Below are 24,488 nucleotides of genomic sequence, written 5' to 3'. Positions count from 1 at the left end.
AGACCATGATCCCGAAAAGTGGATACCGGTTTTCGGACAAGATCATGGTCAAACTAAAAGGCCTTAGCGAACCACGTAGGGCAGCAGGCCGAGGAAGCGGGCGCGCTTGATCGCCTTGGCGAGTTCGCGCTGCTTCTTCTGGCTGACGGCGGTGATGCGCGACGGCACGATCTTGCCGCGCTCGGAAATGTAGCGCTGCAAGAGGCGCACGTCCTTGTAATCGATCTTTGGCGCGTTGGCGCCGGAGAACGGGCAGGTCTTGCGGCGGCGGTGGAACGGGCGCCGGGTCGGGATCTGATTGATGTCGACCATTATTCTGCACCCCCTTCAACACCTTCGCGCGGACGGCGCGGACCACGATCGCCACCGGCGTCGCCGAACGAGCGCGGCGGACGGTCGCCACGGTCGCCGCGATCGCGGTCGCCGAACGAGCGCGGGCCACGATCGCCACGGTCACGGTCGCCGAAGCCGCCGCGTTCCGAGCGCTCTTCGCGCTTCTGCATCATGGCCGACGGGCCTTCCTCATGCGCCTCGACCTTGACGGTCAGGAAACGCAGCACGTCCTCGGACAGGCCCATCTGGCGCTCCATCTCGTTGAGCGCTGCCGGCGGGCAGTTGAGGTCCATAAGCGTGTAGTATGCCTTCCGGTTCTTGTTGACCCGGTAGGTGAGGGACTTCAGTCCCCAGTTCTCGACCCGGCCGACGGACCCGCCATTGGCGGAGATGACGCCCTTGTACTGTTCGACAAGCGCATCGACCTGCTGCTGCGAGAGGTCCTGCCGGGCAAGAAACACATGTTCGTAGAGAGCCATAGTGTATCAGTGCCTTTCTTCGTTTCTCTCCCGGACCCTCGCGGCAAAAGCCTCTGCAACTTCTCTGACCGCTGATCCCCGGTAAAAGGGGGGGCGGGAAGAAAGGAGCATTTCGAGACGGTCGAGAGCGGAGACACGGGAGGCGGAAGCGCTTCTGGCTTCACACACCGCTTTTCGAGAAAAGCAACGGCCCTCCGTTCAGCCCCCAGCAAGGACCGGCAGATTGCGGGCGTCTATACAGCAATTCCCGGGGAAGGCAAGGGCGGGCAGTGTCTTAGTCTGAAATCCAAATCAGATAGTCGGCCAGAGAGCGTTACCAGGTGCATCCCGGCCACTTGATAAGCACGCTGTGCCCGTAGGCAGCCTCCCTATCGTCATATGATTTAACGACCGACCATACTGGATTGCCGTTGTCGTCGGTCTCGCTGTTCACCATGACTGAAACGATATGGTCCGGGTACCTGGCGCCCTCGACTGCCGTCAGCCTGTCGCGAACGCGCGCCTTTTCCTCGTCGGTCAGGTGTCGTTTCATGAAAGAAGCCTCCACCTCTTTCGGCTAAGCATACAGGAGTTCGGCTCGCCATGCGACAGGTCGATGCCGATTGACGGTAGGGCAAATCTCAAAACTGAGACACTACCGCCGTCCTTGGCGTCGCAGGGTCGAAGAACACCAGGCTCAACTGGTGTGGGCGACCGCCTTGTCCACCGTCTCGGGGAAGAAGTCGGGTGCTGCCCGGCGCTTGCCGAACATCATGTCGTATTGCAGCAGGCGGAAATCGTTGATCGCCGGGTCGATCTTCTTCTGCCGCGCCCAGTCGGGCGTCGCCTCGCCGGCCGGCGTCAAGAGCAGGTTGCGGTCGACGACGCGGTAGCGTTCGCGCAGTGCGCCGAGGAAGCCGGTATAATAGGGGTGCGTGATGCCCGCCGTGGTCAGGATGTGGTAGGGCAGGAAGGCCGGGCTGACCGCGCCCATGTCCTCGGCCGGGCCGGTGCGGTTCGACCAGATGATCAGCGGCGTCTGGTGATGCTCCAGCATCTGGTCGGCCGGTTCCTTGCGCGGTGCGACATTGTCCTTCATGAAGCCGGTCTCGACATAGACCGGTCCGAGCGGCGGCAGATGGTCGCCGAAGAAGGCGATCACCGTCGGCCGCTCGCGTTTCCTCGCCCATTCGATCAGGCGCTCGAGGCCGCGGTCCGCATCGGCGGAGCCTTCGGCGAAGCTGAGCAGCGATTCCCGCGCCCATGTGCTGATCGGCGCCTGCACCTTGTGGGTCGGATTGTAATAACGATACGGCTCGTAGGGACCGTGGTTCTGCAGGCTGACGGCGAAGAGGAAGACCGGGTCTTCGCTGGCGTCGGCTTCGCGTATGATCTCGTCGGTCATCGCCGCGTCGGAGGCCAGCGGCCCGCGCTTCTGCATCGGCGGCAGCGTCTCCTCCGAGCGGAAGTCGGTGAAGCCGAAATCGGCATAGACCGCGCCGCGGTTCCAGAACCAGTTGGTGCCGGGGTGAATGGCGCGCGCCCTGTAGCCTTCACTCTTCAGGAAGGTGGCCAGCGAGGGCGTCGGCGAGCGCACATATTGCTGGTAGGGGATGGAGCCGGCCGGCAGGAAGGCGTTGGAAAAGCCGGTCAGCGCCTCGAACTCGATGTTTGCGGTCATGCCGCCGAATTCGGGCGAGAACATGTAGCCCGAGCGCAGCGCCCGCACATTGGGGATCGGATCCGGCGTGATGGTGACACCGGGCAGCTTGGTCGAATCCCAGAAGGATTCGCTCATCACGATGATGATGTCGGGCTTGTCGGCCGGCACCGATGTCGTCACCCCGGGCCTGTCGATCGCCGCGATCGCCTTGTCGGAATAGCCCGCCGGCGCCGAGACTTGCGCCATCGGCACGTTGAGCGCGAAGGCCAGCGCGAAACCGTTGGAGGCGTAGTTTTCCTTCTGGTCCCACATGATCGGGATGATCTGCAGCCGGTCGCGGGTCCACGAGAAGGTGGCGTAATCCATGATCGAGACGAAGAAGGCAAGCAGCGGCACGGTCAGCGTCAGCCTGGCAAGGCGCCCCTTGCGGCTGAGGACCGGCACCCGGCGCCGCCACTGCCGCCAGCCATAGACGAGCAGCGACAGGCCGCCGACGATGCCGATCGCGATGGCGAGAGCAGTCATCGGCCGCTCGCGCACCAAAAGTGGCATCAGCGACATGATCTGGCGTGAATACAGAAAATCGGTCGGATAGAGCGGGTCGCCGAGATAGTGCGACTTCTGGTGGCCGACAAAGGCCAGCGCCAGCGTCAGCGGCGCCACGATCATCAGGCTCTGGTGGCTGCGGCCGAGCACGGCGTCAAGGCCGATCAGCACCAGCGCGAACACGATGATGGTGGTCCAACCCGGTTTGAAGGGTTGCAGGAAGAATCCGACCGTGCCGTAAAAGTCGCCGCGCACGATCCATTCGATGGCAAAAACCAGTATGGCGGAGACGAGCAGGCTGATCAGGCCATAGCGGACGACGGGCCACTTCCGCCCCGGCAGATAGCCGGTGGACGGATCGCCTTCCAGAAACTGCGGCGCGGGTTTGGTCACGCCTTTCCTGATCCTTGCCACTTCACTTCCCCCGGCCACGCAACGCGTCTTTCCCACTCGCGTCACTGATCTGTCATAGAACTGTCATGCAAAAGCTAGCGGCTGTGGCGAAAATAAGAAGAGCCAGCAAACGATTCGTGAGCGGTTTTCATCAGGTGTGATCGCCAAAAAGGCTTTCGGAACAGGGACTCGGTCGGTTTTCCCGGCCGCAACGAAGGCTGAAACGCTGCCCGCGGGCTTGACTTGGCCGTCCGCCTTGCGTCACAGGCAGGGAAAACCAGCCTCTGGAGAAGCCCAAATGGCCGTCGCATTCACCTTTCCGGGACAGGGCAGCCAGGCTGTCGGCATGGGCAAGGACCTGGCGGATGCCTTTCCCGAGGCGCGCAAGGTCTTCGAGGAGGTCGACGACGCGCTCGGCGAAAAACTGTCGAAACTGATCTGGGAGGGTCCGGAAGAGACGCTGACGCTGACCGCCAACGCCCAGCCGGCGCTGATGGCGGTGTCGCTGGCCGCGATCCGGGCGCTGGAGGCGAGGGGCTTTTCGCTGAAGGACAAGGTGTCTTACGTCGCCGGACATTCGCTGGGCGAATATTCCGCCCTTGCCGCCGCCGGCTTCGTTTCGGTCGCCGATGCGGCGCGGCTGCTTCGCGTGCGCGGCAACGCCATGCAGGCGGCGGTGCCGGCCGGCGAGGGCGCCATGGCGGCCATCATCGGGCTGGAACAGGCAGATGTCGAAGCCGCCTGCACTGAAGCCGCTCAAGGCTCGGTTTGCCAGGTCGCCAACGACAATGGCGGCGGCCAGCTGGTCATTTCAGGCGCCAGGGCCGCGGTCGAGCTGGCGGCGAAACTCTGCACCGAAAAGGGCGCCAAGCGGGCGCTGATGCTGCAGGTCTCGGCGCCCTTCCATTCCGCGCTGATGGCGCCGGCGGCCGAAATCATGCGCGAGGCGCTGGCCAGCGTGGCGAAGAACGCGCCGGTGGTACCGGTCGTTTCCAACGTCACAGTCACGCCGACCAGCGACCCCGACGAGATCGCGGGCCGCCTGGTCGAACAGGTGACCGGCCGCGTGCGCTGGCGCGAAACGGTGGAATGGTTCGGCGCCAATGGCGTTGCGACGCTCTACGAAGTCGGCGCCGGCAAGGTGCTGTCGGGACTGGCGCGACGCATCAACCGCGATGTCGCCACCGCCGCCGTCGGCACGGCGGCAGACGTCGAGGCGGCGCTGGCGACGCTTGCATAATCCACTGGCGATTTGACCCCACCCATGTGAAAGGGTGTCCTCTGAGATTCAGGAGACAAAAATGTTCGAACTGACCGGCCGAAAGGCGCTCGTCACCGGCGCAACCGGAGGCATTGGCGAAGCGATCGCCCGCGTGCTGCATGCGCAGGGCGCCATCGTCGGCCTGCATGGTACCCGCGTCGAAAAGCTGGAGGCGCTGGCCGCTGAGCTCGGTGACCGGGTCAAACTGTTTCCGGCCAACCTGTCCGACCGCGACGAGGTCAAGGCGCTCGGCCAGAAGGCCGAGGCCGATCTCGAAGGTGTCGACATCCTCGTCAACAATGCCGGCATCACCAAGGACGGCCTGTTCGTGCGCATGTCGGATGCCGACTGGGATGCGGTGCTGGAGGTCAACCTCACCGCTGCCTTCCGGCTGACCCGCGAACTCACCCATCCGATGATGCGCCGCCGGCATGGCCGCATCGTCAACATCACCTCGGTGGTCGGGGTCACAGGCAATCCCGGCCAGGCCAACTACTGCGCTTCGAAGGCCGGCATGATCGGCTTTTCCAAGTCGCTGGCGCAGGAGATCGCCACCCGCAACATCACCGTCAACTGCGTCGCTCCGGGCTTCATCGAATTGGCCATGACCGACAAGCTCAACGACAAGCAGAAGGAGACGATCATGGCGGCGATCCCGACCCGGCGCATGGGCACCAGCGCCGAGGTCGCCTCTGCGGTCGCCTATCTCGCCTCCAATGAAGCGGCCTATGTGACCGGCCAAACCATTCATGTGAATGGCGGCATGGCCATGATCTGACGGACCAAGGTCCGGCGGGTTGTGAAAAGGCCCATTTCGGCTTGGACCTCGGCCATTTTTCGTGTAATGCGGCCCGCAACCCGGCGGTTCGGGCAAAAACCGGTCCTGTTTGTTGTGTTTCCGGCAGGACCATCTTTCAGCTTGATTAGCGGCATTCCGCCCGCTAACGAAGACAGACAACCAAAAGACGAGGATGCCCCAAATGAGTGACACCGCAGAGCGCGTCAAGAAGATCGTCATCGAGCATCTTGGCGTCGACGCCGACAAGGTGACGGAGCAGGCCAGCTTCATCGACGATCTGGGCGCTGACAGCCTCGACACGGTCGAACTCGTCATGGCCTTCGAAGAAGAATTCGGCGTCGAGATCCCGGACGATGCGGCCGAGACCATCCTGACCGTCGGCGATGCCGTGAAGTACATCGACAAGGCCTCGGCCTGAGGCTTTTCGCAGGCATTACCGGGGAGGACCTGCGATGAGGCGTGTCGTCGTCACGGGCCTTGGCCTGGTTTCGCCGTTCGGCATGGGCTTCGAGCATAGCTGGAAGGAACTGCTGACCGGCCGCAGCGCTGCCAAGCGCGTCACCGAGTTCGAAGTGGAGGATCTTGCCTGCAAGATCGCCCACGTCATTCCGCGCGGTGACGGCTCCAACGGCACGCTCAATCCCGAAGCCGTGCTCGAGCCGAAGGAACTTCGCAAGATCGGCGACTTCATCCTGTACGGGATCGCGGCCGCCGACGAAGCGCTGAAGGATTCCGGCTGGGAGCCCCAGACCGAGCAGGCGCGCTGCGCCACGGGCGTCATGATCGGCTCCGGCATCGGCGGCCTCGAGGGCATAGCCGAGAACGCGCTGATCCTGCACGAGCGCGGGCCGCGCCGCATAAGCCCGTTCTTCATTCCGGGAAACATCATCAACCTTGTGTCGGGCCAGGTGTCGATCCGGCACGGGCTGAAGGGCCCCAACCACGCCGTCGTTACCGCCTGCTCGACCGGCGCGCATGCCATCGGCGATGCTGCCCGGCTGATCATCTTCGGCGATGCCGATGTGATGCTGGCCGGTGGCGCCGAGGCGCCGGTGACCCGGCTTTCGCTTGCCGGCTTCGCCGCCTGCCGGGCGCTGTCGACCGAGCGCAACGAGACGCCGGAAAAAGCCTCCCGTCCCTATGACCGCGACCGCGATGGCTTCGTCATGGGCGAGGGCGCCGGCGTCGTCGTTCTCGAAGAGCTCGAACACGCCAAGGCGCGCGGCGCGAAAATCTATGCCGAGGTCACCGGCTACGGCTTGACCGGCGACGCCCACCACATCACCGCGCCCGCCGAGGATGGCGACGGCGCCTTCCGCTGCATGACGGCGGCGCTGAACCGGGCCAAGCTGTCGCCTGCCGACGTCGACTACATCAACGCGCACGGCACCTCGACCATGGCCGACACGATCGAGCTCGGCGCGGTCGAGCGGCTGGTCGGCAACGCGGCGTCGAAGATCTCGATGTCGTCGACCAAGTCGTCGATCGGCCATCTGCTGGGTGCAGCGGGTGCGGCTGAGGCGATCTTTTCGATCCTCGCCATCCGCGACAACATCGCGCCGGCCACCATCAATCTCGACAACCCGGAACGCGAGACGGCGATCGACCTGGTGCCGAACACGCCGCGTTCCAGACAGATCGACGTGGCGCTGTCCAATTCCTTCGGTTTTGGCGGCACCAACGCCTCGCTCGTCTTCCAAAGCTACAATGGCTGAACGGCCGGCCGGCAGGCGTCCCCGCACCCTGTCGTCATTTTTGCCATATTCGCCCCTACTCTGCCCCAGGGGATTCGTCGAAATGACAGATGGTAGGGCGCTATGAACACAAATTCGGGCGGCGGAGAATTCGGACAGCAGCAGGCCGCATCCAGTCCGATCGTGCCGAAGACGGCCGCCGAGGCCTTGCGGCCCGAGGCCGGCACGCCGCCTCCGAAGCGCTCGCGCGCCTCGCGCAGCCAGGTCGTCGTGTTCATGAACTTCGTCATCTCGATGGTGATGCTGATGGTTCTGGCCGCTGGCGCCGCGCTCTATTTCGGCAAGCAGGCGTTCAACGAGCCCGGTCCGTCGGCCGCCGGCGACACCTTCCTGGTCAAGCCGAACACGCCCGTCCAGGACATTGCTGACCAGCTCGAGCGGCGCGAGCTGATCAGCGACGCCCGCATCTTCCGCCTCGGCGTGCGCGCCTATGGCAATGATTCGGTGCTCAAGCCCGGCGAGTACGAGATCAAGCCCCGGGCTTCGATGCGCGACATCATGGAGCTTTTGAAGAGCGGCAAGTCGGTGCTGTATTCGCTGACCATCCCGGAGGGGTTGACGGTCGAGCAGGCGCTGCAGCGCATCGCCGACCAGGATGCGCTGACCGGCGACATGCCCGCGACCGAGCCGTCCGAGGGCAGTCTTGCTACGGACACGTTGCGCTTTACGCGCGGCTACTCGCGCCAACAGATTGTCGACAAGCTGCTGGCCGACCAGAAGAAGCTGGTCGAGGAGGTCTGGCAGCGGCGCGCGCCTGATCTGCCTTTGGCCAATATCGAGGACTTCGTCACGCTGGCCTCGATCGTCGAAAAGGAGACGGGCAAGGGCGACGAGCGCTCGCGCGTGGCCGCCGTCTTCCTCAACCGGCTGGCCAAGGGCATGCGTCTGCAGTCCGATCCGACGATCATCTACGGCCTGTTCGGCGGCAAGGGCAAACCCGCCGACCGCCCGATCTACCAGTCGGACATCGACAAGCAGACGCCCTACAACACCTATCTGATCAACGGCCTGCCGCCGACCCCGATCGCCAATCCGGGCCGTGCAGCCCTCGAGGCGGTTGCCAATCCGTCGAAGACCGACGACCTCTATTTCGTCGCCGATGGCACCGGCGGCCACGTCTTTGCCTCGACGCTGGAAGAGCACAACCAGAACGTCGCCCGCTACCGGGCACTGCAGAAGAAGCAGGCCGACGACGCCGCCAAGGATGGAGCCGCCAAGGTGGAGGGCCAGACCGATGCCCCCGCCGATGCTGGCGGTAGCGGCGACGCCGGTGGCGATGCGGGGGCCGCCCAGTAGCGCCGGGTGGTTTTGAAATCGTCCCTTGCGGGTTTAACGCAAGCGATGCGCTGATATTTGAAGAAAGCGTGCGGCGCCGGCTTGAAGGCATTGGACGTTTCGGCATTTTGTAGCCGCGCGTGGTTTGATCGGGAATGAGTTCCGGGATCACGCGCCAAGGGGCGTACGGGCATCATGAATTTGCAGAGCATGACCGGTTTTGCGCGCGCGGTCGCCGAACACCAGGGCACCTCGATCGCCTGGGAGGTCAAGTCGGTCAACGGCAAGAGCGTCGAGGTCAGGCTGCGGCTGCCGCAAGGCTTCGAGCGGCTGGAACCGGCCGTCAGGCAGACGACGCAGAAGCGATTTTCGCGCGGCAACTTCCAGGCGACGCTGACCGTCGGCCGGGCCGCCGGTGCGCAAACCCAGCCGGTGGTCAACGAAGACTTCCTGAAGGATCTGGCGGGACTGGCCAAGCGGCTGCAGGAGCAGTTCGGCGTGGCCCCTGCGACGGCCGATGGGCTGCTAGCGCTGCGTGGCGTGCTGGATTTCCCGGAAGCCATAGAGACCGAGGAGGCGCGGACCGCGCTCGATGCGGCGATCCTGTCGGCGCTGGACGTGGCGCTCGCCGGGCTGGAGCAGGCGCGCCAGAGCGAGGGCGATGCACTTCGTTCGCTGCTCGGCGGCCACATCGATGCCATCGAGGCGCTGACGCTGAGGGCCGAGGCAGATCCGTCGCGCGAACCGGCGGCGATCCGCGAGCGTATTGCCGAGCAGGTCCGCCTGCTGATGGATGCCTCCGCCAATCTCGACGCCAGCCGGCTGCATCAGGAAGCTGCCTTCCTCGCCACCAAGGCCGACATACGCGAGGAGATCGACCGGCTGAAGACACATGTCGCGTCGGGACGGGTGCTGCTCGCCAATGGCGGCGCCATCGGCCGCAAGCTCGATTTTCTGGCGCAGGAATTCAACCGCGAATCGAATACGCTGTGTTCCAAGTCGAATGCCGCCGCGGTGACCGCCATCGGGCTCGACCTGAAGGCGGTCGTCGATCAGTTTCGCGAACAGGTCCAGAATCTGGAGTAGCCCGAATGGTCGCCAGGGATTTGGGTTCCCGTATCCGCCGCCGCGGGCTGATGCTGGTGCTGTCGTCGCCGTCCGGCGCCGGCAAGTCGACGATCGCGCGCAATCTTCTGGAAAGCGATTCAAGCCTCGAACTGTCGGTCTCGGTCACCACCAGGCCGCGCCGCGGCAGCGAGATCGAGGGCGTCCACTATCACTTCCGCACCATGCGCGAGTTCGAACGGCTGCGCGATTCCGATGCGCTGCTCGAATGGGCCGAGGTGCACGGCAATTGCTACGCGACGCCGCGCGAGCCGGCGGAGCTGGCGCTGGCGCAAGGCCGTGACATGCTGTTCGACATCGATTGGCAGGGCGCCCAGCAGCTCAAGGAGAAGATGCGCGCCGACATCGTCTCGATCTTCATCCTGCCGCCGTCGATGAAGGAGTTGAAGGCGCGGCTGAAGCGCCGCGCCGAGGACCAGGAATTGGTGATCGAGACCCGGCTGAAGAACGCCCGCAACGAGATCGAGCACTGGAAGGAATATGATTTCGTCATCGTCAACGACGATCTCGACCGCGCCTTCGCCGAAGTGCGCGGCATCGTCATCGCCGAGCGGCTGAGGCGCGACCGCCGGCCAGGCCTGTTCGACTTCGTCTCGGGGTTGCTGGACGAGAAGACGGAGTGAGGCGGTGGAGCGTCAATCTCCCCCCTTGTGGGGGAGATCGGCAGCTTCTCAAACCGCATTCGTCAGCCGCACGAATTCCTCGACGCTGAGCGTCTCGGCGCGCCGCGTCGGGTCGATGCCCGCGCGCATCAGGAGGGCTTCGCCGCCGAGGCTTTTCACGCTCTGCCTCAGCATCTTGCGCCGCTGGCCGAAGGCGGCCTCGGTGAAGCGGCCGAGCTTCTTCACGTCAGTGGGCAAGGGGCTGGCGCGCGGCACCAGATGCACCACCGAGGACGTGACCTTGGGTGGCGGCGTGAACGCCTGCGGCGGCACGTCGAAGGCGATCCTTGCCTCGGTGCGCCAGCCGGCCAGCACGCCGAGCCGGCCATAGGCGTCGCTGCCGGGGCTGGCGACAATGCGCTCCGCCACCTCGCGCTGGAACATCAGCGTCATCGAAGCATAGAAGGGCGGCCATACGGTCACCGTCAGCCAGCGGATCAACAGTTCGGTGCCGATATTGTAGGGCAGGTTGGCGACGATCTTCACCGGGCCGCCTTCCGAGGCACCCTCGGCAAGAGCGGAAAAATCCGTCTTCAGCGCATCGCCGGCGATGATCTCGAGCCGTCCGGGATAGTGGTTCGAGACCTCCGCCAGCGCCTCGAGGCAGCGCTCGTCGCGCTCGATGGCGACGACCCGCCTGGCGCCGCTGAAAAGCAGCGCCCGCGTCAGCCCGCCTGGGCCGGGGCCGACCTCGATCACCGTGGTCTCGGTAAGGTCGCCGGCGGCGCGCGCGATCTTGCCTGTCAGGTTGAGGTCGAGCAGGAAATTCTGGCCGAGCGCCTTCTTCGCCTGCAACCCATGGCGCTCGATCACCTCGCGCAGCGGCGGCAGCCCGTCGATGCTCATGCAGACATGCTCATGCGGCCGCTGCTTCCGCCCCGCTGTCGGCAAGCCGGCGGGCAAGCCGCAGCGCCGCGATCAGGCTGTCGGCGCGCGCAATGCCCTGGCCGGCGATGTCGAAGGCCGTGCCGTGGTCGGGCGAGGTGCGGATGAAGGGCAGGCCGAGCGTGACGTTGACCGCCTCGTCGAAGGCCAGCGCCTTGGCCGGGATCAGTGCCTGGTCGTGATACATGCACAGCGCCACGTCATAGCCGGCGCGGGCATGGGCATGGAACAGCGTATCGGCCGGCAGCGGCCCGAAGGCGTCGATGCCTTCCGCCCTCAACTGGTCGACCGCCGGACGGATGATGCGCAGGTCCTCCAGTCCCATCGAGCCGCCTTCGCCGGCATGCGGGTTGAGGCCGGCTATCGCCAGCCTCGGCCTGGCGATGCCGAAGCGGCTTTCGAGGTCGGCGGCGGTGATGCGGGCCGTGGCGACGATCAGCTCCGTCGTCAGCGCCTTCGGCACTTCCGAGAGCGGGATATGGATGGTGACCGGAACGGTGCGCAGTTCGGGACCGGCAATCAGCATCACCGGCGTCACCTCGGCGCCGGTGTGGAGCGTGGCCAGATGCGCCAGATATTCGGTGTGGCCGGGAAAGCGGAAGCCGGCATCGTAGAGCGGCTTCTTGGCGATCGGACAGGTGACGACCGCCGCGGCGTGGCCGCCGAGGCAGTCGGCCACGGCGCGGTCGATGGCCTCGATGGTGCCGGCGGCGTTGGCCTTGTCGGGCCTGCCGGGCCTGTCGATCTGCGCGGCGTCGAGCGGCACAACCGGCAGGACGCGGTGAAAGATCCGCGCTGCTTGTTCCGGTATGGTTTCCGCGATCGCCACGCTGGCGCCGATCTGGCGCGCCCGCGCAGTAATCAGCGCCGGATCGGCAAGGAGATAAAAGGGCGGCACGCCGGCGCTGTCGCCAGCCTGCCATGCGGCGATGGCGATTTCCGGGCCGACACCGGACGGATCGCCGACGCTCAAGGCCAGCGGGGCATCTGTTCGGCGCATGTCTATGCTGCTTCGCCGGCCGACCCGTCCAGACCGAGAGAGGGCAGGGCCCTGTCTTTTTGTCCGACCACGGCCTAGCGCTCGACGATGCGGGCTTTCTTCCGCAGCTCCTCGACGTATTTGTTGCTGAGATCGTCGGCGTTCTTGTCGTTGTTGCCTTCGCTCTGGAACACCATCTGCGCGGCCTTGTCGTCTGACACCTCGCGCGACGAGCAGATGCCGATGAACTCGACGCCACGCTCCGTCTCGCGCGTGGCGGTGGCGCCGCCGACCTTGGTGGCCTTGATCTGGTCGGCCCATTCCGCCGGCAATTGCGGCGCCAGCACCCGGCCGAGGTCGCGAACGGTGACGTCGATCAGGCCCTTGGCGAATTCGCGCGTGGTGTTGCAGCCGTTGAAGCGGGCGCGCATGGCATCGGCCTCGCGCTTGCGCTTGCCAAGCGTTGCGCCGCGTTCCGACGCCGGCACCACGAAGATGACCTGCTGCAGCATGTATTCCATGGCGGTCGGCTTGGAGCCGCCCTTGTCGAGCATGCGCCTGACCGCGTCTTGTTCGGTCACGGAGCCGCCGTCACCCGAGCGGTAACGGGCGCTGAGTGCCTGGTTCCAGGCCATCTGGGCGCGGATGAACTCCTTGAAATGCTCCTTGCTGACACCCGACTGCGCCATGACGCCGTCGAGCTGCTTGAGCTGCATCTTGTTGTTCGTGGCGAAGCGCTGGTAGGCGGCGTCGACCTGCTCGTCGGTGACCTTGATGCCGAGGCGCTTGACTTCGGCCATGCGCAGCGTCTGGTCGATCATTTCCTGGGCGGCATCGCCCTTCTTGCGCTGCAGGCGCAGGAACGCGGCCCGGTGCGCGATGTCGCCGGAGGTGATCGGCACGTTGTTGACGACGTACTTGATCTCGCTGGCGAAAGCCGGCGGCGTCATGACCGTGATCGAGATCGAGGTTGCCGCGATCAGCAGCGCGAATCCTGCCGAAAACAGATATTTCCTCATCGAAAGCATCCCAAATATTCCATCCCGCTCCCTACAGCGCCGCGCGTTCCTCGGACGCGCAAAGGACGCTGTAGCATCTTAATTCTGCGCATGATCCTTTCCGAAAATCGATCTCGATTTTCGGGGTCATGCGCTGTGATCGAAACCCGTGCCCGCTCTATACGGCGAAACGATGTCGCAACCCAAAACCCGTCTGCTACCGGCCCGTCTGCTACCGGCCCGTCTGCTACTGGCCCGTCTGCTTACTGGCCCGTCTGCTTACTGGATTGAGTCGATCGAGGTCTGTGTCGAGCCAAAATCGCCGAGCGTGCGGAACGACAGGTTGAAGCCGACATTCTGCGACACTTCCCTGGTGACAGTGTCGCGCGATTCGGAGAACGTCATCAAATAGGTGAAACAGGAATCGTTATAGGCAAAACCGACGCCGTCATTGACCAGAACGCTTTGCTCCAAGTCGTAGGTGCCGGTGCCGAAGACGCGCCAGTTCTCGGCAAGATGCGTCGAGGCGCCGAGCGTGACCTCGTGGCGATCGGTGGTGAAGCCGTATAGGGGCTGCGCCTGGATGAAGGCATATTTGGCGCTGAGCGAAACCGGCAGGCCGGAATAGGCGGCCTTCACCTCGGCGCGCCGGACGTCGAAGCTCTGTTCGTCGAAGCGGCCGCTGAGCGAGCCGGAGAAGCCGCTCGGGCTGTTGAAGCCGATCAGGCCGACATAGTCGGAGGTCGGCTTGTCCAGTCCGGAATAGGCACCGACATTGACCAGGTCGGGAGCTGTGAAGGAGTTCTCGCCCGCCATTTGATAGGACTGGCCGAAGATCGCGTTGGTGCTCCAGCCATTCTCGTAGGCACCGGAATAGCGGAAACCGACATTGGCGCGCGTGCCGCCTTCCACGCGGTCATAGCCGGAGAACTTGTCGCGCTCGAACAGCGTCGAGGCGTCGAAGACGAAGCTCTGGGCGTCCTCGTTGGGCACCGCGAGACCGCCGACATATTGCTCGTTCGGGCGCACGAACACCTGCGCCATCGGCTCGACGACATGGCTGGAACTCGGCATCGAGAACAGCACCGGCCAGCGCATTTCGAGCCCGGCGGTCGCCATGTAGCGCGACAGCGAGGTGCGCATGTTGTCGTCGACGCCGAGATTCGTCGCCATCTCGTTGATGGCGGCGAGCGAGTTCGAGGTCGCGTTGACATAGCCGGCGTCACCGCGCAGCGCCAGCAGCGGCGTCAGCTGCAGGCCGCCATCGGTGGTGAAGGTGCGCTTCCATTCGGCTTCGGCGGTGAGGCGGCTCGACTGGCCTTCGATGCCGGGCACCCGCTCGACAGGCGTGCTGTCGTCATAGGCAGTTTCGAAGGCTTCATCCAGCCGGTCGCGGCTGATGACCCGGGCATTGACGTTGAGCGACAATTGCCCGCCGGCGACAGACATGTCGGGGATATAGGCATAGTCGAGCGACGGCAGCACCCATGGCTGCTGGGCGGCGCGCGCGGACGGATCGCTGGACAGCGTGTTCTCCTGGACCTCGATGCGCATGGCGCGCACATCGAAGTAATTGCGGCCGTCGAGGCCGGTCAGGTAGATCATCGACTGGTGCGTGACGTCGCTATAGCCGTCGATGGCATAGGTGCGCGAAAAATTCTTGTCGCTCTGCAGCAGCACATCCCAGCCGAAATTCCAGCGTGGATTGATGGCGAACTGGCCCTTGGTGCCCATCATGCCGCGGAACTTGTTCGGATCGCCGGCAGCACCTGAATCGACATTGTAGCCGCTGCTGTTGATGAACTCTTCCGGGTTCTCCTGCCGGATGCCGGCCATCTTCAGCGTGTACTGGCCATTGTTGAAGCGCTGGCGCCACTCGGCCTCGCCGAGGAAGCCCTGCTTGGTGTAGCCGGTCCCGGCGACGGTGAGGTCGTAAGTCGGCGACAGTGCGAAATAATAGGGGACTTTGACGCCGAAGCCGAGGTCGGTCTTGTAGTTGATGCCGGGGATCAGGAAGCCGCTCTTGCGCTTGACCGTCGGGTCGGCGATCTCGAACGCCGGCAGATAGGCAAGCGGAAAGCCGAAGAACTCGAAATTCGCGTTCTCGAAGCGAACCGTCTTCTTCTCGCCGTTCCAGATGATCTTGCGCGCCTTGACGCGCCAGGTCGGCGCCTTGTCCGGCTTGTCCTCGCAGGGTTCGCAGGCCGTGTAGACGCCATTGTGGAAGGTCGTCAGCACGCCGCCCATGCGTTCCGCGCTTTCGGCGGCGAAATAGGCCTTTTCCGGGGTTTCGACACGCAACGCGTTGACGAAGCCGTCGGCGAAATCGTCGGTGATGTCGATATGCTCGGAATTGATCTTGGTGCCGTCGCTGTTGATGATCTCGACGGCGCCGCTGGCGACCATGCGCTTGGTGTTGCGGTTGTACACGACGCGCTGGGCGACGAGCTTGTTGCCGCCATAGTCGATCTGCACGGCGCCGACCGCGGTCACGGTCTGATCGTCGTTGTTGTAGACAAGCGTATCGGCGGCAAGCAGCATCTGCGAGCCGGAAGGAACGTTCGTCGCCACGTCCGTGACGTCCTGCGCCAGCGCAGGGGCCAGCGGGAACGCGCAGGCGAACAGGCATGCCAAGGCGCTCGCCCCATAAAGGCGTGCCAAACCGGCCTGCCTATGGCTGCGCAAAACCGCCCCCCTCACTAGCCGTCTTCCTTGTACAGCAGGAACGTCACCCCGAAGAACATAGCCACGACCACCGGAACCCATGCAGCCACGGCTGTGGGCACGAATCCCGCGACGCCGAATGCCTTGACCAATACCGAAACGACATAAAGCAGAAAGCCGGCGAGGACGCCACCCAGAATCATCGTCGCCGACTGCCCCATCCTTGCAAATCGCATTGATACTGTTGCCGCAATCAGCGTCATGGCGACGAGAAGGAACGGCAACGCCACCAGCGAATCAAACTGCATGGCGAAGGCATTTGCCTTGAGGCCGAAGGAACGGGCAACCTCGATCTTGCCCGGCAGGTCGTAGAAGGGGATCGTTTCCGGGCGGGCCAGCCGTTCCTGCACGAATTCCGGCTTGAGATTGGTGTCCACCCGGTCGGTCGCTTCGGAACGGATGGTGCCGTCCTTGAACACCTTGACGTCCTGCAATTCCCAATAGCCGTCGCGCAGGAAGGCACGCGCCGCGTCCTTGCGCTCGACGATGTTGCCTTGCTGATCGAGCACGAAGAAGACGGTATCCGCCATCTCCAGGCCCTGGTTGAGGATGGCGCGGGCGCCGATGATGGTGTCGCCGGAACCGGTCTTCTGCCGGATCCACGGCGCCGAGTTGGCCGAAACGGTGTTGGATTTGCCGGCGCGCAGCTGGCTTTCCATCTGCTCGGACCAGGAGAAGGCATGTGCCGCCACCGGGTTGAGCACGCCGACCGACAGCATGCCGACCATCAGTGCCCCGATGCAGCACGGCAACAGGAACTGCCAGGCCGAGACGCCGGCCGAGCGGGCAATGACCAGCTCGTATTTGCGGTTGAGCGACACCAGCGTCGCCATCGCCGAGAACAGGCCGACGAACGGCACCGTCTGCAGCATGATCATCGGCATCCTGAGCGCCGAAATGGCGAACGCCGTGCCATAGGTGAAGCCCGGCAGGCCGGTGGTGCGGCCGGACAGCTCGGTGAAGTCGATCAGGAACACCAGCGCCAAAAGGCCGAGGAAGAACCACACCGTGATCGACACGTAGCGGAAGAAGAAATAGCGGCCCAGAGTCCAGCCCATTAGCGTGTCCAGCCCATTAGCGTGTCCGGCCCATCAGCCGGCTCCCTGGCCGGAGGCGCCGCGCTTGGCGAAGCGCAGCTTGAGGGCCGTCCAGTTTTCGCTGGCGCGGCCGGCGAGGTTGGTCATCCAGTCCGCCCAGGCGTCCGGCAGTTCCATGGTCCTGGAGGAGAGGATGAACCAGCCGGCGATCGCCGAGGCCACGATCGGCACGCCGAAGACCATATAGGCGTATTGCGGAACCTTGTCGGCCTTGCCGGCGGCGAAGAAACCAAGCCAGCGCACGAACAGTGCAATGACGATTGCGGTGATCAGCGGGTGGATGCGCGCCTCGCGATGCGAACGCGCGTCGCCCGCCACCGCCAGCGCGATCAGCGCGAACACCAGCGAGTAGGACCATTCGGAAAAGCGCTGCTCGAGTTCGGCCGAGTAGCCACCCGGGTTGCGCTGGAACATCTTGTCGTTCGGGCTCGGGTTGAGCAGGTACTGGGTCGTTCGGTCCTTCGGCAGAAGCGTGATTTCGTTGGCGGCCGACATGAAGGCCGAGAGGTCGAACGCGTAGGAGGTGAAGCGGATGACCGAGAGGTCGCCGGTCAGCGTCTTGCGATGGATGACGCCGTCATTCATCATCAGCACCTTCTCGTCGCCCTTTTCGACGATGCTGCCGCTCTTGGCGTAATAGATCAGGTTGGCGCCTTCCTCGCGCGAATCGGCGACGAAGATGCCGCCCAGTCTGTTGTCGGGCAGCCGTTCGCCGACCTGCAGGAACAGGCCGTCGTCGATCTTGCGGAACGTGCCTTCCTGGATGATCAGCGACACCAGGTCGGCGCGCGAAGCCGCCACCAGCTGCCGGTTCTTCTGCCTGGCATAGGGGTCGACGCCATTGTCGACGACGAAGGAAAAGACGCTTGCCGCCAGCGCCAGCAACAGGATCGGCCGCGCGATGGTCCAGCGCGACGCACCGGCGGCATTGATCACCGCCAGTTCCGAATCGGTGTTCATGACGCTGAGCGTCTGGGCGACCGCCACCACCAGCGCGAACGGCACGACGATCGGGATGATCGACGGGATGATCAGCGCGGCGACCTCGAAGAATGTCAGCGCCGACTGGCCGCTGTCGGTGACGAGGTCGATCTTGGCCAGCACCTGCGTCGTCCACACGATCGCCAGCGTCCAGGTCAGCGCAGCCAGGAAGACCGCCGATGTCCGACGCATGATGTAGCGTTCAACGACCTTCATGAAGGCTTTTCTCGATTTTGCCGAACGGCATCATGCCCGCGGACAAGGTAGTCATCCGGCGACGCCTGCACAACTGGCTCCATTGGCGGCTCGATCCGGTTTTTCGTCCCACATCACTCGCCCCGGCGGCCGGAGTGTCGGCGCCAATGGATAAAAAATGCAAAACATTGATGGTTAACAATAGGTTGCGACAAGGGAGCGGGGTCATGCCGCGACGAATCCGATAATGGTCGAGGCGCGCATATAGGCTGCGATTTCGGCCAAAGTCTTGCCAAATGCCGTAAAACGACCAAATGTCGCGCACTCTTGAAAGCCGGTGTCCGGCACCCAGCATCCCTGAAAGCAGCACCTGATGAATTCGACACCTACGATCGCCTTCGCCAAATTCGCCGCGCCCCAGACCGCAACGTCGAGGAAGGGCAGCGTCTTCGTGCTGGCGGCGGACGATGGCGGCGTCAGCGAGGCCGCCAAGGCCTGCGACCCGGCCGGCACGCTTGCGCGGGCGTTGCCGGCGGCGGATTTCTCCGGCAAGTTCGGCAGCGTCGTCGAGGTGTTCGCGCCGGAAGGAACAGCACTCGACCGTCTGGTGGCGGTCGGCGCCGGCAAGGCCTCCAGCCTCGATGATCATGCATGGCTGAGACTCGGCGGCACGATCGCCGCGTCGCTGCGCAAGGCAGCCGAGGTCGCCGTCGTGCTCGACGTTCCTGGCGCCCAGGCCGGCGGCAGGCAAGCGGCGAGCGTGGCGGCCGGCATCCTTTTGCGCAGCTATGCCTTCGACAAGTACAAGACGAAGAAGGACAAGGACAACGGCCGGCCCAGGAAGCCGGCCAAGGTGACCATCCATTGCGCCGATCCTTCCGCGGCGAAAAAGGCCTTCGCCGACGAGGTGGCGGTGATCGACGGCGTGCTTCTGGCGCGTGACCTGGTCAACGAGCCGGCCAATGCTTTGGGCCCGGTGGAATTCGCCGCCCGCGCCAAGGAACTCGAGGCGCTCGGCGTCACCGTCGAGATCCTGACCGAGAAGGAAATGAAGAAGCTCGGCATGGGCTCGCTGCTCGGCGTCGCTCAAGGCTCGCCGCGCGGCGCCCGCATGGCCGTCCTGCAGTGGAACGGCGGCAAGGCCAAGGCCACCCCCGTCGCCTTTGTCGGCAAGGGCGTCACCTTCGACACCGGCGGCAACTCGATGAAGCCGGCTTCCGGCATGGAGGACATGAAGGGCGACATGGGCGGTGCTGCCGCCGTCACTGGGTTGATGCATGCGCTGGCCGCGCGCAAGGCCAAGGCCAATGTCGTCGGCGTTATCGGCCTGGTCGAGAACGCGGTCGACGGCCACGCCCAGCGCCCAGGCGACATCGTCACCTCGATGTCGGGCCAGACCATCGAGGTGCTGAACACCGACGCCGAAGGCCGCCTCGTGCTGGCGGATGCGCTCTGGTACTGCAACGACCGTTTCAAGCCGGCCTTCATGGTCAATCTGGCGACGCTGACCGGCGCCATCATGGTGGCGCTCGGCCAGCACTATGCCGGCCTGTTCTCCAACAATGACGAACTGGCCGAGAGGCTGGCCAATGCCGGGCAGGCGACGCAGGAGCGGCTGTGGCGCATGCCGCTGGGGTCCGAATACGACAAGCTGATCGATTCCAAGAACGCCGACATGAAGAACATCGGCGGCCGCTACGGCGGCGCCATCATCGCCGCGCAGTTCCTGCAGCGCTTCGTCAAGGAAACGCCTTGGGCGCATCTCGATATCGCTGGCACCGCGATGGGCTCGCCGCCGAGCGAGATCAACCAGTCCTGGGGCTCCGGCTTCGGCGTCCGGCTGCTCGACAGGCTGGTGCGCGACCACTACGAGGGATGAAGCCTTTCAAGGCAAAGCCATGGCCGATGTCCTGTTCTACCACCTGACCGAATCGACGCTGGAGGAGGCGCTGCCGGGGCTGCTCGAGCGCAGCGTCGACCGCGGCTGGCGCGCCGTGGTGCAGACCGGCACCGAGGAGCGGCGCGATGCGCTCGACCAGCATCTGTGGATCTTTCGCGACGATTCCTTCCTGGCGCATGCGACCGACCGCGAGGCCTATCCGGCCGAGCAGCCGATCCTGCTCACCACCGGGCAGGAGAATCGGAACCAGGCGCAGATACGCTTCCTCGTCGATGGCGCCGCACCTGCGGATCTCGGCGGCTACGAGCGCGCCGTCTTCCTGTTCGACGGCCATGACACGGCGCAGCTCGAGGCCGCGCGTAGCCACTGGAAGACGATGAAGGATGCCGGCCACACGGTGACCTACTGGCAGCAGACATCGGACCGCCGCTGGGAGCGCAAGGCTTAGAGCAATTCCAGGAAAAGTGTGAAACGGTTTTCCGTCCGGAATTGCGTCAAACAAACAGCTAGAGCGGTTCTGCGTTTCCGTGAAACGATGAACCGCTCTAGCGGCGGACGCGAAGGCAGGCAGCGAGCCGGCCTGTCGGACCACGCCCTACCGGTTTGGCGCTTTGTCCGGCGCTTGCATCATCAGGGCAACGATAACGCCTGAGACAAATGTCAGCGCCGCGACCGATCCGATCGCCCAGGCGAAGCCGAAGAAGTCGGCGACAAGGCCTGCCGAAAGCGCGCCGATCGCGTAGCCGAGGTCGCGCCAGAAGCGATAGACGCTGAGCGAGCGCGCCCGCCACGAGGGGTGGGACGCATCGGACACGGCCGCGATCAGGCTCGGATAGACCATCGCGGTGCCGAGCCCAAGCAGCAGGCTTGCCGTCAGCCACCAGCGGAAGTCGCGGGTGAGGGCGGTCAGCAGCAAGGCTGCCGCCTGAACCCACATGCCCGCCACGATCAGGCCCTTGCGGCCCCATTTGTCGCTGAGCGGTCCGGTGGCGACTTGAAGCACTCCCCATGCGCCCGGATAGACGGCTTTGAGAATTCCGATCCGTTCCACGCCGAGGCCGTTCGCGGCGAAAAACAGCGGGAAGATGCCCCAGCTCATGCCGTCGTTGAGATTGTTGATCAGCCCCGCCTGCGAGGCCGCGAACAGGTTCGGATCGCGGAACGAGGTCAAGGCGAAGATCTCGCGAAAGGTGAGGGGAGAGGCCGCCTTCGCGGCGTTTGCCGCCTCCAGCTGGACATGTCCGCGCGTGTCCCGCACCAGCAGGATCGACAGCGCGGTTCCGACGATCGCGTAGCCGATCCCGAGATAGATGGGGACCGGGCGAAGGCCATATTGCCCGGCCAGATAGCCGGTCAGGAAAGCGGTGATGCCGACGGCGAAATAGCCGGCGAACTCATTCAGGCCGACCGCCAGTCCGCGCCCCTTCGGCCCGACGAGGTCGACCTTCATCAACACCGTCATCGACCAGGCCAGCCCTTGGCTGACGCCGAGCAGGGCGTTGGCGGCAATGATCCAGCTCCAGCTCGGAGCCCACAGGATCATGAACGGCACGGGAAGGCCGAACATCCAGCCGAGCACCAGCACGCGCTTGCGGCCCCAGCTGTCGGCAAGCTGGCCGGAGACCAGGTTGGCGAAGGCCTTCACCACGCCGAAGCTGACGATGAAGGAAACCACCAGCGTCGTCGAGGTGATGCCGAACTCCTTGGAGCCGATCAGCGGCACCACGGTTCGTTCGATGCCCACCATGCCGCCGACGAAGGCATTGATCAGCACCAGCAGGGCGAATTGCCGCCAGTTTGCCTTGAGACCGAGTGCGATGGAGGATGCGGCCACGGCCGCCGTCACCGCGCAGCGCCAGCGTTCGAGGCGCGGTTGCTGGCAGCGTCGGGCGGCGGCGGTGGAATATCGGCGGTCATGGCCTGGACGAACGCGGCCTCGTCTTCGATGCGGAATGCCTTGTTGAATCGCTTTTCGAAGCCGATCGTCGACGTCGGCTTGCCACTCAGCGACCGTCCGCAGACCGAGCCCGAAAAGGCTCCGGGCAGCACCTCGATATGATCGGGCAGTTGTTTCAGCCGCCCGACGCTGGCAAACAGCGCCCTGGCGCCGTCCTCGGCGCTGGAGGCGAGTTCGGTGCGGCCGACGTCGCCCACCATCAGCGTGTGGCCGGTCAGCGCGAACCACGGTTCCGGCGCCCGGGTGCGGTCGGTCACCAGCAGCGTTATGTGCTCCGGCGTATGGCCGGGCGTGTGCATGACCGTTGCGGTCACGTTGCCGAGTTCGAGGACATCGCCATCCTTGACCGCCCGGAACGGAAAGGCGGCTTGCGCGCCCTCGAACAGCACGTAGTCGGCGCCGGAGGCCGCGGCGAGTGCGCGGCCCGCCGAAATATGGTCGGCGTGGATGTGGGTGTCGATGACGTAGAGGATGCGCATTCCGGTCGCCTGCGCCGCCTCGAGATAGGGGGCGATGTCGCCGATCGGATCGACGACCGCCGCGGCCGCCTTGCCGCCGCAGCCAAACAGGTAGGACGCGCCGACCGGCTGCGAATGAAGGAATTGTCTCAGTATCATCGCCACGCTCCGGCGCGCCCGTGAGGGGCGAAAGCTTGACAGCTCGACGGGAGACTGTCATTCAATAATTCCATTGAATGATTTATCGTGACCTGGAAGTCGATGTCAATCCGCAATCCGAAACAGAAGCTCTATGAGCAGTTCGCGATCGTCGCCAAGGCGCTCGGCCATCCGCAGCGGCTCGAGTTGATCGAGCACCTGGCGCAAGGCCCGCGCAGCGTCGAAGCGCTGGCAATGAAGCTCGGCCTGCCGATCGCCAATGTTTCCCAGCACCTCCAGACCCTTCGCCGCGCCGGGCTGTTGTCGGCCGAGCGCGACGGCAAGTTCGTCAACTACCGAACTCGTGGACGACAGCGGGCTGGCGGCATTCGCCTCGGTGCGCACCGTCGCCGAGCGCCATCTGGCGGAAGTCGACCGCATCGTGCGCGGCTATTTCGAAGCCCGCGACGACATGGAGCCGGTCACGCGCCAGGAACTGGCCATGCGCATGCGCGACGGGCTGGTGACCGTGATCGATGTCCGCCCGCCGGACGAGTTTGCGCTCGGCCATGTGCCAGGCGCAATCAACGTTCCGCTTGGCGATCTGCCGGCCCGGCTTGCCGAACTCGGCAAGGACAGGGAAGTCGTCGCCTACTGCCGCGGTCCATGGTGTGTGATGTCCTTCGAGGCGGTGGCGGCACTTCGCAGTCACGGCTATGCCGCGCGCCGGCTCGCGGATGGCATGCCCGAGTGGAGGGCCGCCGGAATGCCGGTTGAGGTGGCCGCCTGATCCGGCACCTCGGTCGACGGAGCGTTATGCGCCGGAGCCAAGCGGCATTTCGAGACACATCATTACCATCACACGCAATCCGGATTATGGGTTAGATAGACGCGAACTCATTCGGCGGGTTGAGAATGCGGGTCAGGATCATCGGGACCGGCGGGGCGGTGCCGGCTAACTGCGTGACGTCACGTACGCTCGAGGAAAAGCTTGGCCTCGGCCCCGGCACGCTCGAAGCCGCCACGGGCGTCATCGAGCGCTATGTCTGCGAGGCTGAATTGCAGGTCGATCTCGCTTGCGCGGCATCTCGTCTGGCGCTCGCTGATGCCGAGATCGAAGCCAGCACCGTCGATCTCATCATCGGCGGCTGCGGCGTGCCTTACCAGCCGCTGCCGTCGACGGCGCCTTTGGTCATGCAGCGCCTCGGCCTGGCGGATGGCTCTGCCGCCGCCTTCGACGTCAACAGCACCTGCCTCGGTTTTCTCACCGCTTTCGAGACCGCTGCCCGCCTGATCGAGGCCGGGCAATGTAGGACGGCGCTGGTGTTTTCTTCCGAGGTCGCCTCACGAGCCTTACCCTGGCAAGAGCAGCCGGAGGTCGCCGCGCTCTTCGGCGATGGCGCCGCGGCCGCGGTACTGAGGCGGGCGGAGCCCGGCGAGGGCAGGGTGGCGGCAAACCTGATGCGCACCTACCCCTCGGCCTGGGAGGCCTGCGGCATCGGCTCCGGTGGCACCCGTTTCGACTTCCATCGCCAGCCGGAAGAGTTTGCCCGCCACAGCCTGTTCCACATGGACGGCAAGGAATTGTTCCGCGTCACTTCACGCCATTTCAACGGCTTCGTCACCGAATTGCTTGAGCGCGCCGGCTGGCGGCATGAGGATGTCGACCTCGTCGTGCCGCATCAGGCAAGTCCGTTCGCGCTCGCCCACATGGCGCGCCAGGCCGGCTTTGCGCCGGAAAAGCTCGTCGACATCTCGGCGCGCTACGGCAACCAGATCGCCGCCTCCATTCCCTTCGCGCTCGATGTCGCGCGACGGCAAGGCCGGGTCGAAGCAGGCGCGAAGCTGCTGTTCCTGGGCACGTCGGCAGGCGTGTCCTTCGGCGGCATGGCACTGGAAGCATGAGC

At 64.8% G+C, this 24,488-nt stretch carries 24 protein-coding genes and 1 pseudogene; 12 read left to right on the top strand and 13 right to left on the bottom strand.

Features of this window, described 5'->3' with window-relative positions; translation table 11 throughout:
• Nucleotides 1-63 precede the first annotated feature (63 nt).
• The 4 genes from rpsR to AC1RUK_RS17695 all read right to left on the bottom strand — a co-directional run bounded on the left by rpsR (nt 64) and on the right by AC1RUK_RS17695 (nt 3,414).
• Nucleotides 64-312, bottom strand: a complete 249-nt coding sequence (gene rpsR, locus AC1RUK_RS17710; protein ID WP_006203718.1) for a 30S ribosomal protein S18 — start codon at nt 310-312, stop codon at nt 64-66.
• A complete protein-coding gene (rpsF, locus tag AC1RUK_RS17705) occupies nt 312-812 on the bottom strand; it encodes a 30S ribosomal protein S6 (protein ID WP_023672722.1) in 501 nt (166 codons plus the stop codon). The genes rpsR and rpsF overlap by 1 nt, the downstream gene beginning before the upstream one ends.
• Nucleotides 813-1,125: 313 nt before the next feature.
• A complete protein-coding gene (locus tag AC1RUK_RS17700; RefSeq protein ID WP_436175797.1) occupies nt 1,126-1,344 on the bottom strand; it encodes a hypothetical protein in 219 nt (72 codons plus the stop codon).
• A 144-nt stretch (nt 1,345-1,488) separates the two neighbouring features.
• Nucleotides 1,489-3,414, bottom strand: coding sequence for an LTA synthase family protein (locus AC1RUK_RS17695; RefSeq protein ID WP_481834578.1), 1,926 nt, complete (start codon nt 3,412-3,414; stop codon nt 1,489-1,491).
• Nucleotides 3,415-3,691: 277 nt separating this feature from the next.
• Between AC1RUK_RS17695 and fabD the strand changes: the two genes are divergently transcribed.
• The 7 genes from fabD to gmk all read left to right on the top strand — a co-directional run bounded on the left by fabD (nt 3,692) and on the right by gmk (nt 10,230).
• Nucleotides 3,692-4,633, top strand: a complete 942-nt coding sequence (gene fabD, locus AC1RUK_RS17690; protein ID WP_481834579.1) for an ACP S-malonyltransferase — start codon at nt 3,692-3,694, stop codon at nt 4,631-4,633.
• A 61-nt stretch (nt 4,634-4,694) separates the two neighbouring features.
• Nucleotides 4,695-5,432 carry a 3-oxoacyl-[acyl-carrier-protein] reductase gene (gene fabG, locus AC1RUK_RS17685; protein ID WP_481840073.1) on the top strand — a complete coding sequence of 246 codons (738 nt, stop codon included), beginning with the start codon at nt 4,695-4,697 and terminating at the stop codon, nt 5,430-5,432.
• 202 nt (nt 5,433-5,634) lie between these two features.
• The gene (locus AC1RUK_RS17680) at nt 5,635-5,871 is read left to right on the top strand and encodes an acyl carrier protein (RefSeq protein WP_006203723.1); all 237 of its coding nucleotides are present in this window, start codon (nt 5,635-5,637) and stop codon (nt 5,869-5,871) included.
• A 34-nt stretch (nt 5,872-5,905) separates the two neighbouring features.
• The gene (gene fabF, locus AC1RUK_RS17675) at nt 5,906-7,168 is read left to right on the top strand and encodes a beta-ketoacyl-ACP synthase II (RefSeq protein WP_481834580.1); all 1,263 of its coding nucleotides are present in this window, start codon (nt 5,906-5,908) and stop codon (nt 7,166-7,168) included.
• A 102-nt stretch (nt 7,169-7,270) separates the two neighbouring features.
• The gene (mltG, locus tag AC1RUK_RS17670; protein WP_481834581.1) at nt 7,271-8,503 is read left to right on the top strand and encodes an endolytic transglycosylase MltG; all 1,233 of its coding nucleotides are present in this window, start codon (nt 7,271-7,273) and stop codon (nt 8,501-8,503) included.
• A 174-nt stretch (nt 8,504-8,677) separates the two neighbouring features.
• Nucleotides 8,678-9,568 carry a YicC/YloC family endoribonuclease gene (locus AC1RUK_RS17665; RefSeq protein ID WP_481834582.1) on the top strand — a complete coding sequence of 297 codons (891 nt, stop codon included), beginning with the start codon at nt 8,678-8,680 and terminating at the stop codon, nt 9,566-9,568.
• 5 nt (nt 9,569-9,573) lie between these two features.
• A complete protein-coding gene (gene gmk / locus AC1RUK_RS17660) occupies nt 9,574-10,230 on the top strand; it encodes a guanylate kinase (protein WP_481840072.1) in 657 nt (218 codons plus the stop codon).
• A 48-nt stretch (nt 10,231-10,278) separates the two neighbouring features.
• On the opposite strand, the gene rsmA is transcribed toward gmk, so the two are convergent.
• The 7 genes from rsmA to AC1RUK_RS17625 form a co-directional block, all read right to left on the bottom strand.
• Nucleotides 10,279-11,115 (bottom strand): 16S rRNA (adenine(1518)-N(6)/adenine(1519)-N(6))-dimethyltransferase RsmA, encoded by an 837-nt coding sequence (rsmA, locus tag AC1RUK_RS17655; protein WP_481834583.1) that lies wholly within the window; start codon nt 11,113-11,115, stop codon nt 10,279-10,281.
• 10 nt (nt 11,116-11,125) lie between these two features.
• The gene (gene pdxA, locus AC1RUK_RS17650) at nt 11,126-12,154 is read right to left on the bottom strand and encodes a 4-hydroxythreonine-4-phosphate dehydrogenase PdxA (RefSeq protein WP_481834584.1); all 1,029 of its coding nucleotides are present in this window, start codon (nt 12,152-12,154) and stop codon (nt 11,126-11,128) included.
• A 74-nt stretch (nt 12,155-12,228) separates the two neighbouring features.
• Nucleotides 12,229-13,161: a SurA N-terminal domain-containing protein gene (locus AC1RUK_RS17645; protein WP_436175807.1), complete on the bottom strand. Its 933-nt coding sequence runs from the start codon at nt 13,159-13,161 to the stop codon at nt 12,229-12,231.
• A gap of 249 nt (nt 13,162-13,410) precedes the next feature.
• Nucleotides 13,411-15,831, bottom strand: coding sequence for an LPS-assembly protein LptD (locus AC1RUK_RS17640; protein WP_481840071.1), 2,421 nt, complete (start codon nt 15,829-15,831; stop codon nt 13,411-13,413).
• Nucleotides 15,831-16,913 carry an LPS export ABC transporter permease LptG gene (gene lptG, locus AC1RUK_RS17635; protein WP_481840070.1) on the bottom strand — a complete coding sequence of 361 codons (1,083 nt, stop codon included), beginning with the start codon at nt 16,911-16,913 and terminating at the stop codon, nt 15,831-15,833. The genes AC1RUK_RS17640 and lptG overlap by 1 nt, the downstream gene beginning before the upstream one ends.
• A gap of 33 nt (nt 16,914-16,946) precedes the next feature.
• Nucleotides 16,947-18,149 carry an LPS export ABC transporter permease LptF gene (gene lptF, locus AC1RUK_RS17630; RefSeq protein ID WP_481834587.1) on the bottom strand — a complete coding sequence of 401 codons (1,203 nt, stop codon included), beginning with the start codon at nt 18,147-18,149 and terminating at the stop codon, nt 16,947-16,949.
• Nucleotides 18,136-18,498, bottom strand: coding sequence for a hypothetical protein (locus AC1RUK_RS17625; protein ID WP_481834588.1), 363 nt, complete (start codon nt 18,496-18,498; stop codon nt 18,136-18,138). Before AC1RUK_RS17625 ends, lptF begins: the two co-directional genes overlap by 14 nt.
• 3 nt (nt 18,499-18,501) lie before the next feature.
• Here AC1RUK_RS17625 and AC1RUK_RS17620 point away from each other — a divergent pair, with 3 nt between their 5' ends.
• Entirely contained in the window at nt 18,502-20,007 is a 1,506-nt protein-coding gene (locus tag AC1RUK_RS17620; RefSeq protein ID WP_481834589.1) for a leucyl aminopeptidase, read from the top strand.
• A gap of 19 nt (nt 20,008-20,026) precedes the next feature.
• A complete protein-coding gene (locus AC1RUK_RS17615; protein WP_481834590.1) occupies nt 20,027-20,476 on the top strand; it encodes a DNA polymerase III subunit chi in 450 nt (149 codons plus the stop codon).
• A 147-nt stretch (nt 20,477-20,623) separates the two neighbouring features.
• Here the strand turns inward: AC1RUK_RS17615 and AC1RUK_RS17610 are convergent, their stop codons facing one another.
• Together AC1RUK_RS17610 and AC1RUK_RS17605 are read right to left on the bottom strand one after the other, a co-directional pair.
• Nucleotides 20,624-21,862 carry an MFS transporter gene (locus tag AC1RUK_RS17610; RefSeq protein WP_481834591.1) on the bottom strand — a complete coding sequence of 413 codons (1,239 nt, stop codon included), beginning with the start codon at nt 21,860-21,862 and terminating at the stop codon, nt 20,624-20,626.
• Nucleotides 21,863-21,870: 8 nt separating this feature from the next.
• A complete protein-coding gene (locus AC1RUK_RS17605) occupies nt 21,871-22,602 on the bottom strand; it encodes an MBL fold metallo-hydrolase (protein WP_481834592.1) in 732 nt (243 codons plus the stop codon).
• Between the two features lie 102 nt (nt 22,603-22,704).
• Between AC1RUK_RS17605 and AC1RUK_RS17600 the strand changes: the two are divergent.
• The 3 genes and pseudogenes from AC1RUK_RS17600 to AC1RUK_RS17590 all read left to right on the top strand — a co-directional run.
• Nucleotides 22,705-22,887 (top strand): annotated as a pseudogene (locus AC1RUK_RS17600) (ArsR/SmtB family transcription factor); the annotation flags it as partial.
• Nucleotides 22,888-22,978: 91 nt separating this feature from the next.
• Nucleotides 22,979-23,371 carry a rhodanese-like domain-containing protein gene (locus tag AC1RUK_RS17595; protein ID WP_481840069.1) on the top strand — a complete coding sequence of 131 codons (393 nt, stop codon included), beginning with the start codon at nt 22,979-22,981 and terminating at the stop codon, nt 23,369-23,371.
• Between the two features lie 125 nt (nt 23,372-23,496).
• A complete protein-coding gene (locus AC1RUK_RS17590) occupies nt 23,497-24,486 on the top strand; it encodes a 3-oxoacyl-ACP synthase III family protein (protein ID WP_481840068.1) in 990 nt (329 codons plus the stop codon).
• The last annotated feature ends 2 nt before the right edge of the window (nt 24,487-24,488 follow it).

The sequence above is a fragment of the Mesorhizobium monacense genome, assembly GCF_056781675.1.
The sequence above is the reverse complement of the archived record's forward strand: the minus strand, read 5'-3'. Positions and strand labels throughout refer to the sequence as shown.

Coding starts and splice junctions, on each gene's coding strand:
- fabF (WP_481834580.1), top strand. CDS start 5,906: ATGAGGCGTGTCGTCGTCACGGGCCTTGGCCTGGTTTCGCCGTTCGGC.
- gmk (WP_481840072.1), top strand. CDS start 9,574: ATGGTCGCCAGGGATTTGGGTTCCCGTATCCGCCGCCGCGGGCTGATG.
- lptG (WP_481840070.1), bottom strand. CDS start 16,913: ATGGGCTGGACTCTGGGCCGCTATTTCTTCTTCCGCTACGTGTCGATC.
- mltG (WP_481834581.1), top strand. CDS start 7,271: ATGAACACAAATTCGGGCGGCGGAGAATTCGGACAGCAGCAGGCCGCA.
- lptF (WP_481834587.1), bottom strand. CDS start 18,149: ATGAAGGTCGTTGAACGCTACATCATGCGTCGGACATCGGCGGTCTTC.
- fabG (WP_481840073.1), top strand. CDS start 4,695: ATGTTCGAACTGACCGGCCGAAAGGCGCTCGTCACCGGCGCAACCGGA.
- rsmA (WP_481834583.1), bottom strand. CDS start 11,115: ATGAGCATCGACGGGCTGCCGCCGCTGCGCGAGGTGATCGAGCGCCAT.
- AC1RUK_RS17680 (WP_006203723.1), top strand. CDS start 5,635: ATGAGTGACACCGCAGAGCGCGTCAAGAAGATCGTCATCGAGCATCTT.
- AC1RUK_RS17645 (WP_436175807.1), bottom strand. CDS start 13,161: ATGCTTTCGATGAGGAAATATCTGTTTTCGGCAGGATTCGCGCTGCTG.
- AC1RUK_RS17615 (WP_481834590.1), top strand. CDS start 20,027: ATGGCCGATGTCCTGTTCTACCACCTGACCGAATCGACGCTGGAGGAG.
- AC1RUK_RS17605 (WP_481834592.1), bottom strand. CDS start 22,602: ATGATACTGAGACAATTCCTTCATTCGCAGCCGGTCGGCGCGTCCTAC.
- fabD (WP_481834579.1), top strand. CDS start 3,692: ATGGCCGTCGCATTCACCTTTCCGGGACAGGGCAGCCAGGCTGTCGGC.
- rpsR (WP_006203718.1), bottom strand. CDS start 312: ATGGTCGACATCAATCAGATCCCGACCCGGCGCCCGTTCCACCGCCGC.
- AC1RUK_RS17590 (WP_481840068.1), top strand. CDS start 23,497: ATGCGGGTCAGGATCATCGGGACCGGCGGGGCGGTGCCGGCTAACTGC.
- pdxA (WP_481834584.1), bottom strand. CDS start 12,154: ATGCGCCGAACAGATGCCCCGCTGGCCTTGAGCGTCGGCGATCCGTCC.
- AC1RUK_RS17665 (WP_481834582.1), top strand. CDS start 8,678: ATGAATTTGCAGAGCATGACCGGTTTTGCGCGCGCGGTCGCCGAACAC.
- AC1RUK_RS17700 (WP_436175797.1), bottom strand. CDS start 1,344: ATGAAACGACACCTGACCGACGAGGAAAAGGCGCGCGTTCGCGACAGG.
- rpsF (WP_023672722.1), bottom strand. CDS start 812: ATGGCTCTCTACGAACATGTGTTTCTTGCCCGGCAGGACCTCTCGCAG.
- AC1RUK_RS17620 (WP_481834589.1), top strand. CDS start 18,502: ATGAATTCGACACCTACGATCGCCTTCGCCAAATTCGCCGCGCCCCAG.